We start from the raw sequence: 13,183 nt of genomic DNA, 5'->3' as shown, positions 1-13,183 counted from the left end.
AGGTTTGCCATGCCAACTAAACGCTCATTGATTAGCGCACTATTACTTCTCTCTTCTTACTCTGCTGCTGCCAATGCACTGTTTCTGGATAACCTGGATGAGGAGTTCAACTTAACCGACTCTTTAAGCTCTTCTTATGCACAGAGCTTAAAACCTCAACAGCAATACTTAACGGGCGATGACTGCAACGCTGCTCCTAGCCGCCCATTGACTGATAATGGTCTATCGAGTGGTCACCGAAATACGCAATGCTACATGACAGAGTTTAAAGGCGGGAATGTAGAAACCTACTACCAAACGAGCCCGGACGGCAGCTACAGCACTGGTTTTTCTTGGACATTCGAATAGAAAATGATTCGATGAATTTTTTGTTGGATGATACGCCGACACTTACCCGTTTTCTCATTGGATTTAACTATTTAAATCATAGACAAAACCAAATTTTCTTCTCTGAAGATGAATCGTAATATGACTCCATCGGCAGCAAATACTGCAAAATGAATTTCAAAACTTTATATCAATCACAGCGAACAATCTGTCCATTGCTGTAATTGGTATTAATCTCCGAGGAGCAAAATGATGAACAAACAGGTAAGCCTAATTGGTCTAGATCACGAACAATCAGCACAGCTAGCTCAACAGCTCAATCAACTACTCGCGCATTATCAAGTATTGTACATGAATTCACGTGGTTACCACTGGAACATCAAAGGTCAGCAATTCTTCGAACTCCATGTGAAATTTGAAGAGATCTACACTGATCTACAAACGAAAATTGATGAGCTTGCAGAGCGTATCCTGACGTTAGGCCACACTCCAGCACATGCCTTCAGTAATTACTTGGAAGCAAGCGAAATTAAAGAGCATCAAAACGCGACTTCTGGTGAGGAGTGCATACAAGGCCTGGTTCACGGCTTTAGTGTCTTACTTCTAAAACAGCGCGAAATCCTACTTAACGCTGGTGACGCAGAAGATGAAGGTACGGCGGCCTTAATGGGCGACTACATCCGCGAGCAAGAGAAACTCATGTGGATGCTTAACGCCTATCTGCAACACTAAGTTTGAGGTTGAATAGGGCGAGATTAGAGAAGATGGCGAAAATTTCTTGTTGAAGTTAAAACAGCTTTATCCATACGGCTCGAATAATCACAAACAAAAAGGCCCACCAGTATTCGCTGGTGGGCCTTTTAATGTGTCTAAATGTGATTAAGCGTTAGCGGCGTCTTCAACCATCGCTTTCGATAGCGCTTCTGCAACCTTGATGCCGTCGATACCTGCCGACAAGATACCGCCAGCGTAACCCGCGCCCTCACCCGCTGGGTAGAAGCCTTTTAGGTTAACGCTCTGGAAGTCTTTACCACGCTTGATACACACTGGAGACGATGTACGAGTCTCTACGCCTGTTAGTAGACCATCATCTGATGCAAAGCCTTTGATCTTCTTATCGAACGCTGGAATCGCTTCACGAATCGCTTCAATCGCGAAATCCGGTAGCGCTTTAGAGATGTCCGTTAGGTGGATACCCGGAGTGAATGACGGCTGAACATCACCAATCTCACTAGGATCGCGACCTTTCAGGAAGTCACCAATCTTCTGCGCTGGCGCATCGTAGTTCTCGCCACCAAGTACATAAGCACCTGACTCTAGCTCACGCTGGAAACGAATACCTGCAAGTGGGTCACCTGGGTAATCACGCTCTGGATCAATACCCACAACAATAGCGCTGTTAGCGTTACGCTCTGAACGAGAGTATTGACTCATACCGTTCGTTACTACGCGGCCTTCTTCAGAGGTTGCCGCAACAACAGTACCACCTGGACACATACAGAAGCTGTACACAGTACGACCATTCTTACAGTGGTGAACCAGTTTGTAGTCAGCTGCGCCAAGAATTGGGTGACCTGCGTTTTTACCAAAGCGCGCTTCGTCGATCATCGACTGTTTGTGTTCAATTCGGAAGCCGACAGAGAAAGGCTTCGCTTCCATGTACACGCCACGATCGTGCAGCATTTCGAACGTATCACGCGCACTGTGGCCAACAGCGAGAACAACGTAGCGAGATTTGATCTCTTCACCGTTAGACAGCGTTAGACCTGTGATTTGATCACCATCCATGTGGATATCGTCCACACGAGTACTAAAGCGGATTTCACCACCCAGTTCGATGATTTTCGCACGCATTTTCTCAATCATCGTAACCAGTTTGAAAGTACCGATGTGCGGCTTACTCACGTACATGATCTCTTCTGGTGCGCCTGCGGCTACAAATTCAGTCGTCACCTTACGGCCGTAGAAGTTTGGATCTTTGATTTGGCTGTATAGCTTACCGTCAGAGAATGTACCAGCGCCACCTTCACCAAACTGTACGTTTGATTCAGTGTTCAGTGTGCGCTTACGCCAGAAGCCAAAGGTATCTTTAGTACGTTCACGCACTTCTTTACCACGCTCAACCACGATAGGTTTGAAACCTGATTGCGCAAGAATCAACGCTGCAAATAAACCACATGGGCCAAAGCCGATAACAACTGGGCGCTCTGTTAGGTTCTCTGGCGCTTTCGCCACGAACTTGTACTCCATATCAGGAGTTGCTTTTACGTGCGGGTCACTAACAAATTGCTCTAACAGCTCAGCTTCGTTTTCTACGATAACGTCTAACGTGTAGATAAGTAGGATGTTGGCTTTTTTACGAGCATCGTAGCCACGTTTAAATACATTGTAAGAGATGACTTGGTCTTCAGTGATGCCAAGTTTCTTGGTGATGGCAGCAGTCAGTGCCTCTTCCTCATGATCAAGAGGAAGCTTGATTTCATTTAAACGTATCATGTTGATGTCTCGTATCGATAGGTGTCTTAGCCAAAACCGTTTGACGAACGGTCAGCTCACAATGGCGCGCATTTTACGAGAAATTGGTTTGTCTGTCATACTAATTCATAGCTAGAAAATAACATTCCCAATTTAGGATATTGAATTTTAGCTTGGGATGAGTATTATCCCCTATCTTCAAATTCACTAGGTCACTGGCCTTAAACTTAAGAGCACTCATCATGGCGTTTGTCGTAACTGATAACTGTATCCAATGTAAATACACTGACTGTGTCGCTGTATGTCCGGCAGATGCGTTTCATGAGGGGCCAAACTTTATGGTCATCAACCCTATCGAGTGTATCGATTGTGGTCTGTGTGTTGATGAATGTGATGCTCACGCGATCTTCCAAGAAGATGAAGTTCCAGAAGATCAAAAAATCTATGTTGAACTCAACGCAGAACTTGCCGAGCTATGGCCAGTACAAACCGAAGTGAAACCAGCAATGGACGAAGCAGAAAAGTGGAATGGTGTGCCTGATAAGCTGGGCATGCTAGAGAAGTAGCGAGAAGCGAGAAGCGAGAAGCGAGAAGCGAGAAGCGAGAAGCGAGAAGCGAGAAGCGAGAAGCGAGAAGCGAGAATTTTTAAGGGTTGGCGTATTACGTCAACCCTTTATTTTATGGAGTCCCCCCTCAAGAGCGATAAACAAATGAATTGGGAATCTCTGTCATTATTAATCCTCTAGCAGAACGAAAATTAAATTGTCTGAATAAGTTCGTCTGCTATAACAGGCTTAAAATAGTAGTATCCCTGTGCCATGTCACAGCCGACTTCTTCTAAGTAACGCTTTTGCTGTTCAGTTTCTACACCTTCTGCCACAACGGATAAGCCCAAGTTATGTGCTAAGTCCACCACAGATTTCACAATCATCTCGTCATGTCTACTCGTTGCCAAATTATCAATAAATGACTTATCAATTTTCAGGATCTGGGCATTAATCCTTTTCAGATATGATAATGATGAAAACCCGGTACCAAAGTCATCGATCGAGAGACAAAAACCAACTTGCTCTAACTCTTTCAGCACAAGCATTGTTTTATCGGGATTACTCATCAAAACCGATTCCGTCACTTCTAGTTCAAAAAGGTTTGGGGACAACCCCTCTTCAGCAATTATGTTTGTAATATCGTCAAAGAAGTCAGGATGCTCTAATTGTTGAACAGAAATATTTACAGCCACTCTACTAGGTATCACCCTGCCTTCTGACTGCCACTGACATAGTTGCTTGCACACCGCTTTGATAACCCACTTCCCGATCGGACACATTAGTTTGTGCTTTTCAGCAATAGGAATAAACTCCGCGGGGCTAATGCTACCAAGTTCAGGTTCCTTCCACCGAAGTAATGCTTCAACACCTGCAACTTCGGCAGTAGCTATATAGAGTTTGGGTTGATAAACCAGATAGAACTGATCTTGGTAGTATATTGCTTGATTTAGCCTGCGGGATAACTCTAATTCACGGTGGAAACGTGTACCTATGCTCTCTGTATAGGTGACAAAGTTCAGCTCTGTCGACTTTGCTTTGTACATGGCTAAGTCAGCATGAGAGAGGATTTCATTAAGTGTGGTTCCATCTATGGGCCATGTCGACGCGCCAATACTGACTCCAAGAATAGCTTCTTGACCCGCATTAATCGAAATTGGTCGATTCATTGCCGCAACCAATCGCGCCCCCAGTTGCGCTGTACTTTGTGGTGTTGCTCGTCGATGGATAACAACAAACTCATCACCTCCGATTCTAGCGGCTAAGTCACCCTCAGGAAGGGCTTGCTCAATTCGTCTCGACACTTCTCTTAGTGCAATATCACCAGCAAGGTGACCACTACTATCATTAAGATCTTTGAATCGGTCTAAGTCTGCAAATAATATCGCAAAGTTATTCTCTTCGTTAGGCTCAACACCAATAAGCTTGCTGGCTTCTTCGATAAAGTATGCACGATTAGGTAATTCAGTTAGACCATCATAGTGAGTCAACTTCCGTACATAATCCTCCGCCGCTCTCTGAGCTGTAATATCCTTCTTTTCAGCTAGGTAGCATATAACTTCACCAGTCTCACACGTTATAGGTGAAATCACCGCTTCTTCTATATATTCTGTCCCATCTCTATGTACATTTAAAAACACCCCCTTCCAAGAGTTTCCTGTATTTAATGTGCTATACATATCGCGGTAGGTATCAACGGGGGTATTGTTCGATTTTAATACTCTTGGGTTTTTCCCTAGAACTTCACAGAGGGTGTAACCACTCAACTCTTCAAATTTTTTGTTAGCGTAGATAATGTCCTTATCCGCGTTCGTAATAACAACTGCGTTTGCACTTTGGTTAACTATAGAGAAGAAAAAAGACCGCTTCTCTTCTTCAGTGATCCCTGAAACCTTATTATCTATAATCAGTGGAAGTTTAGGGAAGCCTTTCACAAGTGTATCTACCAAAGGATAGTCACCTAGCATTTTAATGATTTTCTCTGTTTTCATGCTTATTTCTTTGATAAGAAAGAGCGAGTAACTTCCTCTTAGTCATTACTCGCTATCTTAGAATCCTATTTAGTAACAGCCTGACTAGCTAAACTTTAAACTCTGCAACAAGTCGTCCTAAAGCGTCGGCGAGCCTTGCTATCTCAGTACTCGAACTGCTTGTTTGATTGGCTGCTACTGCGTTTTCTTCCGCAATAGTCTTAACGTTTACCACATTCTCACTAATATCTTCGGCTACAGAACTCTGCTGCTCGGATGCACTAGCGATTTGCATATTCATATCATTAATGATGCCAATAGCATCCGTAATAGCCGCTAGCGCCATGTTTGCTTCATTGGCCTGATCAACACAGTTGTCAGCCTCAACTTGTCCCTGTTTCATTGCATCTACCGTACCTTGAATCCCTGCCTGCAATTGCTCGATGATGACTTGAATTTCTGACGTAGAGCCCTGTGTACGTGCCGCCAAAGATCGAACTTCGTCAGCAACTACTGCAAAGCCTCGCCCTTGCTCACCCGCACGAGCAGCTTCAATTGCGGCATTCAATGCAAGCAAATTAGTTTGTTCTGATATTTCTCTAATCACATGCAAAATCTTGCCAATATTGACTGCTTCTTGCTCGACTTTATGGAGCTTTTCTGAAGAGACATTCACCCGCTCAGATAGAGCGTTTATTGAAGTAATCGTTCGTTGAACAACTTGAGCCCCAGACACAGCCTCATTATTGGCTTCATTAGCCGCTTCAGAAGCCTTAGCTGCATTGTCAGCAACATCATAAACCGTGGTGGCCATCTCATTCATAGCGGTTGCTACCATTTCGGTCTCTGTTTCCTGCTGACTAATCCCTTTAGATGTCTGCACAGTCACAACAGCTAATTCTTCCGAAGCAGAAGCCAGCTCACTACTCGCATTTGAGATAGTTGAAATCATCTGCTTTAGATGATTAGCAGTGTTTTGCACCGCATCTAGAAGCTTGCCTGTCTCATCTTTGCTCGTCCTTCCTACATCGACAGTTAAATCACCTCGGGCAAGTTGATTGGCTGTCTCAACAGCTTTTTGGATCGGCACAGTAATCGCAGTCGTTAGTAGATACGCGGAAAAAATGCCAACCACTATCGCTATTACAGACAAAATTAGAGACAGTATTACACTTTCATCAGTACTCGCTTCAAGTTCAGGTCCAAGAGTGTCTTGCTCCTTCATAACTGATAACTTCACATCCTCGACGTTTTTCGCTACCTGTGGGCCAATAGCATCGAGAGTGTTTTGAATAATGTCATTCCTTTTGACGATAAGCTCATAGATGGTACGCATGTCTTGAACATAACCTTTCTGCGCATCGACAAATTCTTGGAGTAGTGCCCGGCGCTTTGGGTTTTGCAGATTGTCATCTAGATCTTCAATTTCCTCAGAAAGCGATGCTTCCATATTTTTTAACGCTATATCAAAATCGCTAGCAAGGTTGGATTGAAGAAATTTCACAACAAACAAGCGACCTGCCAACATTTTTCCCTGTATGTGTCCGGCATGGAAAACGGCTTCATAATCATTGTCTTGATAAGCAGACTCTATGATCTCGTCAATGACGGCCCGCATTTTTTCACCATTCGGCACAAGACTAGAATCGTGAACCATATTGCGTTGTGTAATTAGATCGACCACTTTATCAAAAGCATTTTGATAGACCATTACCGCCCTATCGACTTCAGCGATTAGCACTGCCCGCTCTGGTTTCTGGATTTCTTGTTTTGCCTCGTCAAGAAGCTTCTGCATCTTTGAAAGGTAACCACTGTATTGTTGTAAGTCCTTATCGCTCTTAGTGATAAGATAATCTTTAACATTCATACGAACCATAAGCATATTCGCTTGCAGCCTTCCTGATAGGTTTGTGTCTCTTGCTAAGCCCCTATACTCTGATATGCCCTCGTCTGCTCGCTGTAGTGCAAGAAGGCTGACCCCCAACACAATGGAAAGCAACGTAAGTACCGCGCCAAATCCCAACCCCATCTTTGTTTTTATTCTTAAATTCTTAAACATAACCACCAAGCCCTGACCACATACTGCACCGTTGATAACTCAATCACACTCGCGCATTGAAAAAAGATATATAAGCACATCCTCATATTAAAATAACAAATAACATTGATATCAATTTGATGCACATCAATTAAGAAAGCGCTTTCTTTTAATATTAAAACCAGCTAAACCCTTAAAACATTCACAGGATCAATGATTCTTGTGTTTAAAGCACATTGGTTTAATATGGAATTAACATCATGCAAAGTAATTGACTCAAGCAAAACGAGATAAGCCATCAATGAATAAACTACAAAAATTTGCAGGCGCTTCAGCTATTATTGAAGCGTTAATTTATATTGTTGCCTTTGTATACTTTGGTACTTTCTGGGCATATCCCTCCGAAGGTAGTGCGTCAGAAAAAATGATTTATTTGGCAGAAAACCAACATGCTTTTTCAATGATTTATTTTCTGATGTATGTCGTGTTTGGAGTTTTTCTATCTGTTCTTGTTGTTGGCTTAAATGAAGCCCTAAAATCAGCAAACAACCCGCTTGTAAAGGTGGGTTCTGTCTTCGGCTTTGTTTGGATTGTTCTAGTCATTGCAAGTGGCATGCTGGCGAACATTGGGCTTTCACATGCAATTGATCTCATGGACATTTCCGCCGAGAAAGCTTCCGATATGTGGAGAATAATTTCGGTGTTAATTGAAAGTCTTGGGGGAGGAAACGAACTAGTTGGTGGGCTTTGGGTGCTTTTAATTAGCCTAGCAGCTTTAAAGGCGGCAAGATTTCCACGAGGGCTCAATTACCTTGGTATAACAGTAGGAATTGCCGGAGTTGCAACAATATACCCCGCCGAAATCCTAACCGAAATTTTTGGTATCACTCAGATTTTATGGTTTATCTGGCTGGGTATAACCATGTTAGGTCAAAGTAGTGCTACTACTAAGTCCATTCAGCCGTCGGCTAACTTCTAGTAGGGAAAACGCTTGCGCTTATCGGAGTGTGAAGCCTCGGCTGTTATGACGCCCGACTCGACACTCAATAACGTTGACTCAAGACGAAAAAAGCGCAGTGATTATCCATCACTGCGCATTTTTGTGTTCTGTACTAGTTGTTAGCTATGCTGACGACGCAAGTTATCCAAGATAATGCCCGTTGCCATCGCTACATTGAGGGACTCTGCACCACCAAAGGCTGGAATGGTGATCTTATCGGTTACAAACTTCGCGGCTTGTTCACGGATACCATGAGATTCACTGCCCATTAGCAAGATACCTTCTGCGGCAAATTCTGTTTTATGGACACTTTCACCTTCTAAAAATGCGCCATAAACTGGCAAGTTAGCGTTTTCTAGGTAGTTCGGCAGATCCAGTTGGCTGACGGTTACGCGACCAAAGCTGCCCATAGTGGCGCTAATGGTTTTAGGGTTGTAGGGATCGGCGCAATCCGTGCTCGCTACAATGTGTTTGATGCCATACCAGTCAGCAACACGGATAATCGTGCCTAAGTTACCTGGGTCAGAGACGCCATCTAACGCAATCATCAAGCCTTGCGCTTTAGGTTTTTCTACCTGTGGGATCTGAACAACCGCAATAGCAGCGTTATTGCTCACTAAGGTGCTGGCTTTGGTTAAATCGTCCAAAGATGCTTCAATGCACTCGAAATTGGCCAGTTCAGTACCATGCTCCGCTAAGAACTCTTCGGTTGCAAAAACATGCTCGACATTCAAATCACTGTTTGCCAACTCAAGTACGTTCTTCTCACCTTGGACCAAGAATAAGCCGTGCGCTTTGCGCTGTTTCTTTTGGCCTAAAGCTCGAAGTAATTTAAGTTGGTTTTTTGAAATCATAATCTATCCAAAGTGAGAGGGCTTAACCCAAATAAAAGCGCGGCAATTATAGAGTAAAGCACCTCTGAGCTAAAGAGGTAGACAGAGCATTATCTTACAAGTAGCGTTGTAACATGCCCAAAAGCTGATTGGCAGTAAACGGCTTTTCCAGGAAATCTGTCGCTTGAACCTCTTTACACTTGGGCCACGCGTCTTGCTTTATGTCAGCGGAAGAGACAATGATGGGCACATCTTTCGTTTCAGGGTTTAAACGTAGCTGTTGAGAGAGCTCTAATCCCCCTAGCTCAGGCATATGGAGATCGCTAATCACTACGTCGACTCGTTTGGTTCGTAAAATTTCTAGTGCATGTTTGCCATTTTTCGCTTTTATGAGTTCAAGAGGTGTTGACGCTAACATGGCTTGCAGTAAAACCAGGTTCATCGGAGTGTCATCAACGGCTAATACCACCTTTCCAGACCAATTGGTCATCGAGCTAGGCGACTCAATAAAATCTTGCATCGACACATTAGGTCGAGCGTCACTTAGACTCCTCTCTAATGAACTCGGAATAACGATCGAGAACGTTGAGCCCTTTCCTAGCTGTGAATGGACCCGTAATTCACACTCCAAAGAAGTGACGATTTCTTTGGATATGTTAAGCCCAAGCCCGGTTGAACCCGCATCATCATAGTCACCGCTGACTTCTTTAGAAAAGAAAGGTTTAAAGATTTTCGACGTGTCTTCTATCCCCACCCCAGTATCCGTGACATCAAGCAAAATTGAGTGATCTAGTTTGCTCAATGACAAGGTGATAGAACCGTTTTCAGTAAACTTAATCGCATTGGAGATAAGATTGATCAGCACTTGGAAAAAACGCGAACGATCAGATAACAAATAACAGGCTTCAGAATCGAGGTTATTAATCACGTCTAACGTGATGCCTTTCTCTTGCCCTCGATAAGCAAATAGATCACGGATATTGTAGAGAAGTGCAACAACATCAAACTCCGCTTTTTTGATGTTAAGTGTTGTGTGCTGAAGTCGGCTGGCATCAAGTAGGTTATTCACCATATTAAGAAGGTGTTGACCCGATTCATTAATGATCTGCAGCTTTTCAGGCACATCACTGGCAGTGTGGTCGTTTTGAACCAATTCAAGAAGCCCCAACATGGCATGCAAAGGTGCCCTAAGCTCATGAGACATATTCGCAAAAAAGCGTTCTTTTGCTTTGGTCGCGAGTAGAGCATCAAACTCAGCACTTTTTAACGCTGTCATGTCTGCATGAGTACCTGTAAAACGCAGCGCATTGCCTTCGCTATCGCGTTCGACCACTCTACCCCTATCTAGGATATACACCCAACTCCCATCAGCATGCTTCATTCTGTGCATGTTCTCGTAAAAATCGGTTTTACCTTCTAAGTGAGCCTGAATATCGGTTAAGCAGCTGTCCATGTCATCTGGATGCACTCTAGAAGACCAGTCATCTAACGTCATGCTCAGTTCATCTAAACTTAACCCCAACATGCTTGCCCAGTTGCTATCAAACACGACTTCATTCGTCGCTGGAGACCAATCCCACATGCCAAGTCTTGTACTGTCTAATACAAGCTTCAAACGCTCCGGGGTATTTGCAGTGTTAAGTAGAGATGTTTGCATACACAGATGACCCTCACTGTTAACCGTGTTTTCTCACAATGTTTACAGTGTAGACAATAATGAACCAAGGCAATGTAATGCTAAAGGGGTAGTAGGATGGAATAGTGCTTCGCTCCCCTGCAATTACCCTTGAGACTTATCTGGCCCCACTTTCGCGTCAAAGTCAGCAATGCGAGAAATAAAAGCAGGCTTGTCTTCGCCAGTTATCGAGGTTGCAAGCGGAAGATTGGCTTTCATTGGGTCAACGGCTCGATTGCGAACTAACACTTCAAAGTGCAGATGTGGCCCCGTCAAACGTCCTGTGGCACCTGATAGCGCAATCTTCTGTCCGCGCTTCACTCGCTGGCCTTTTTCCACCAAAAACTTACTCAAGTGTAAGTAGCGAGTGGTGTAAACGCTGTTGTGTTCAATCACCAGATATTTACCGGCGTAGGGATGGTTTCTCACACCAACCACCTTACCATCACCGGTTGAATAGATTGGCGCTCCCACTGGCGTAGCGAAGTCTGTACCGTTATGAGGGGCTATTCGGCCTGTCACCGGATGCTTACGTCTTGGGTTGAACGAAGAGGTAATACGACGATATTTTGGGTCAATTGGGTAACGATTAAAGGCCCGCTCTAAGCTATTGCCGTCTCGGTCATAGAATCGGCCATCATTGGCCAAAAATGCAGAGACTTCTTTACCTGATAGCTTGAACGAAATAGCTTGGATTTCACTCTTTCCCGTTGGGTGCTCCCCCAAAAACTGACGATTGACCAATACATCAAACCGATCGCCAGCTCGAAGGGCTCTGGCAAAATTGACTTTGTCACTCAAGATTCGGGTAATGTTCGCAATCTGATTGGATGACAAACCCATTCGGTGGGCAGACAAAGAAAAGCTGCCATCAATCGTGCCACTGTAAAGCACTTCTCGCCACTCACCTGGCTCCTCTTGAAATTCATAGACAAACTTTCCCTCACCGTCTTTAAGGTAGTGGGCGTGTTCGAGCAAACTAACATGGTAAGTCAGTGATTTGAGTTCATGGCTGTCGCTGTCAAAGACAAACTCTAAGTGATCACCCGGCGTAATGGTGTCAAGCTGCAGGTGCGCCGAATCAGCCGATAAAATATCTTGAAGTGTTTGATAAGGGATATCCCAAGCCGCAAAGATACCGCTCAGCGTGTCACCCACTTTAACAAAATAGTGTGCACGAATATTTGAGCGTTGAGGCGGCACTTCTACAGCGGGTGTAATCACAACAGAAGGCTGAGACGGCTGCTCTGGGGTTTCCGCCATTGGAATAAAAAAAGCGGCGATAAACGCAAATGCCGCAACAGCTAAGGCATAAATTTTAAAGTGTTTCATTGAGAGGGGTTAACCGATTTGCAATTGTTATGTTATAACATAACCATAGAATAAAATCAGCCTTCAATTTTGCTATCTAAACTTGACGAGGAACGCTAAACACCATGGAAAAATTGAATCACGTTCTACTTGTCGCAGGAACACACGGTAATGAACTGTCAGGCATCTATCTGCAAAAACTGATCAAAGAGCGGCTTTATAGTGCCAGTCGCACAACCTTCACTACATCTTGTGCAATTGGTAACCCCGAAGCCGTTCAGAATAACAGCCGCTACCTAGACAGTGATTTAAATCGAGCCTTTTCAGCACTCAATCAATCGCAAGATTCGACAGGACACGAGCAGCAACTAGCCAAAGAATGGATCACAAAACATGCCCATAAAAAACACCAACTGGTTATCGATCTGCACAACACGACCAGCAATATGGGCGCGACGCTGATTCTTCTCGCAACAGATCCTTTCTATACCAAGATGGGTGCCTACATCAAACAGCGTATGCCTGAAGCAAACATCTTATTTGAAGACCAAAAAACCTGGCAAGAACAGCCTTATTTATGCACGGCTGGGGATTTCGGCATCATCATCGAGGTCGGATCGCAAGCACACGGCTCACTCAAATTTGAAACGCTAGAGCTAATGAAAAAGATGCTCAGCTATGTATTGGATTATGTCGAAAAACAGAATCTAAATGAGATTGAAAAAATGAGCAGCTACGAGGCTTATTTCTACACTGAAGATGTCAGAGTTCCGCTCTCAGAAGATGGTTTAAGGGTGGCAACGGTTCATCCAATGATTTGTGGGAGAGATTTTGAAGTCGTAAAACCGGGGGAGCCCTTACTCGCAACCTTGTTTGGTTACGATATATTTTGGGAAAAAGACCATGACATCTACCCACACTTTATCAATGAGAGCTCCTACTGCACCTCTCATATTGCGATGGCACTAGCGGAGAAAAAAATCATTCAAAGCCAATAAATGAAAAATAA

Annotated in this window: 11 protein-coding genes; 5 read left to right on the top strand and 6 right to left on the bottom strand. The window is 44.0% G+C overall.

Features of this window, described 5'->3' with window-relative positions:
• The first annotated feature begins 9 nt into the window (after positions 1-9).
• The gene (locus tag GVO60_RS03310) at positions 10-348 is read left to right on the top strand and encodes a hypothetical protein (RefSeq protein ID WP_159651167.1); all 339 of its coding nucleotides are present in this window, start codon (positions 10-12) and stop codon (positions 346-348) included.
• A gap of 231 nt (positions 349-579) precedes the next feature.
• Positions 580-1,059 carry a Dps family protein gene (locus GVO60_RS03305; protein WP_159651430.1) on the top strand — a complete coding sequence of 160 codons (480 nt, stop codon included), beginning with the start codon at positions 580-582 and terminating at the stop codon, positions 1,057-1,059.
• A 147-nt stretch (positions 1,060-1,206) separates the two neighbouring features.
• Here GVO60_RS03305 and GVO60_RS03300 read toward each other — a convergent pair whose 3' ends face one another.
• Complete coding sequence (locus GVO60_RS03300) at positions 1,207-2,823, bottom strand: NAD(P)/FAD-dependent oxidoreductase (RefSeq protein ID WP_159651166.1); 1,617 nt, start codon at positions 2,821-2,823, stop codon at positions 1,207-1,209.
• A gap of 221 nt (positions 2,824-3,044) precedes the next feature.
• Here GVO60_RS03300 and fdxA point away from each other — a divergent pair, with 221 nt between their 5' ends.
• Complete coding sequence (gene fdxA / locus GVO60_RS03295) at positions 3,045-3,368, top strand: ferredoxin FdxA (protein ID WP_005469114.1); 324 nt, start codon at positions 3,045-3,047, stop codon at positions 3,366-3,368.
• A 191-nt stretch (positions 3,369-3,559) separates the two neighbouring features.
• Here fdxA and GVO60_RS03290 read toward each other — a convergent pair whose 3' ends face one another.
• Positions 3,560-5,338, bottom strand: coding sequence for a GGDEF domain-containing phosphodiesterase (locus tag GVO60_RS03290; RefSeq protein WP_159651165.1), 1,779 nt, complete (start codon positions 5,336-5,338; stop codon positions 3,560-3,562).
• Positions 5,339-5,426: 88 nt separating this feature from the next.
• Entirely contained in the window at positions 5,427-7,376 is a 1,950-nt protein-coding gene (locus GVO60_RS03285) for a HAMP domain-containing methyl-accepting chemotaxis protein (protein ID WP_159651164.1), read from the bottom strand.
• Positions 7,377-7,656: 280 nt separating this feature from the next.
• Here GVO60_RS03285 and GVO60_RS03280 point away from each other — a divergent pair, with 280 nt between their 5' ends.
• Positions 7,657-8,334 (top strand): DUF4386 family protein, encoded by a 678-nt coding sequence (locus GVO60_RS03280; protein WP_159651163.1) that lies wholly within the window; start codon positions 7,657-7,659, stop codon positions 8,332-8,334.
• Positions 8,335-8,474: 140 nt separating this feature from the next.
• Here the strand turns inward: GVO60_RS03280 and GVO60_RS03275 are convergent, their stop codons facing one another.
• From GVO60_RS03275 to GVO60_RS03265, 3 genes are all read right to left on the bottom strand, one after another.
• Positions 8,475-9,209: an RNA methyltransferase gene (locus GVO60_RS03275; RefSeq protein ID WP_159651162.1), complete on the bottom strand. Its 735-nt coding sequence runs from the start codon at positions 9,207-9,209 to the stop codon at positions 8,475-8,477.
• A 94-nt stretch (positions 9,210-9,303) separates the two neighbouring features.
• A complete protein-coding gene (locus GVO60_RS03270; RefSeq protein WP_159651161.1) occupies positions 9,304-10,845 on the bottom strand; it encodes a PAS domain-containing hybrid sensor histidine kinase/response regulator in 1,542 nt (513 codons plus the stop codon).
• A 123-nt stretch (positions 10,846-10,968) separates the two neighbouring features.
• The gene (locus GVO60_RS03265) at positions 10,969-12,195 is read right to left on the bottom strand and encodes a peptidoglycan DD-metalloendopeptidase family protein (RefSeq protein WP_159651160.1); all 1,227 of its coding nucleotides are present in this window, start codon (positions 12,193-12,195) and stop codon (positions 10,969-10,971) included.
• A 104-nt stretch (positions 12,196-12,299) separates the two neighbouring features.
• Between GVO60_RS03265 and GVO60_RS03260 the strand changes: the two genes are divergently transcribed.
• Complete coding sequence (locus GVO60_RS03260; protein WP_159651159.1) at positions 12,300-13,172, top strand: aspartoacylase; 873 nt, start codon at positions 12,300-12,302, stop codon at positions 13,170-13,172.
• Positions 13,173-13,183: the final 11 nt, after the last annotated feature.

The sequence above is a fragment of the Vibrio atypicus genome (assembly GCF_009811315.1).
Lineage (GTDB): Bacteria > Pseudomonadota > Gammaproteobacteria > Enterobacterales > Vibrionaceae > Vibrio > Vibrio atypicus.
The sequence above is the reverse complement of the archived record's forward strand: the minus strand, read 5'-3'. Positions and strand labels throughout refer to the sequence as shown.

Excerpts from the sequence above, each read along its gene's own strand:
- GVO60_RS03265 (WP_159651160.1), bottom strand. The coding sequence starts at position 12,195 with ATGAAACACTTTAAAATTTATGCCTTAGCTGTTGCGGCATTTGCGTTT.
- fdxA (WP_005469114.1), top strand. The coding sequence starts at position 3,045 with ATGGCGTTTGTCGTAACTGATAACTGTATCCAATGTAAATACACTGAC.
- GVO60_RS03285 (WP_159651164.1), bottom strand. The coding sequence starts at position 7,376 with ATGTTTAAGAATTTAAGAATAAAAACAAAGATGGGGTTGGGATTTGGC.
- GVO60_RS03305 (WP_159651430.1), top strand. The coding sequence starts at position 580 with ATGAACAAACAGGTAAGCCTAATTGGTCTAGATCACGAACAATCAGCA.
- GVO60_RS03275 (WP_159651162.1), bottom strand. The coding sequence starts at position 9,209 with ATGATTTCAAAAAACCAACTTAAATTACTTCGAGCTTTAGGCCAAAAG.
- GVO60_RS03270 (WP_159651161.1), bottom strand. The coding sequence starts at position 10,845 with ATGCAAACATCTCTACTTAACACTGCAAATACCCCGGAGCGTTTGAAG.
- GVO60_RS03310 (WP_159651167.1), top strand. The coding sequence starts at position 10 with ATGCCAACTAAACGCTCATTGATTAGCGCACTATTACTTCTCTCTTCT.
- GVO60_RS03260 (WP_159651159.1), top strand. The coding sequence starts at position 12,300 with ATGGAAAAATTGAATCACGTTCTACTTGTCGCAGGAACACACGGTAAT.
- GVO60_RS03290 (WP_159651165.1), bottom strand. The coding sequence starts at position 5,338 with ATGAAAACAGAGAAAATCATTAAAATGCTAGGTGACTATCCTTTGGTA.
- GVO60_RS03300 (WP_159651166.1), bottom strand. The coding sequence starts at position 2,823 with ATGATACGTTTAAATGAAATCAAGCTTCCTCTTGATCATGAGGAAGAG.
- GVO60_RS03280 (WP_159651163.1), top strand. The coding sequence starts at position 7,657 with ATGAATAAACTACAAAAATTTGCAGGCGCTTCAGCTATTATTGAAGCG.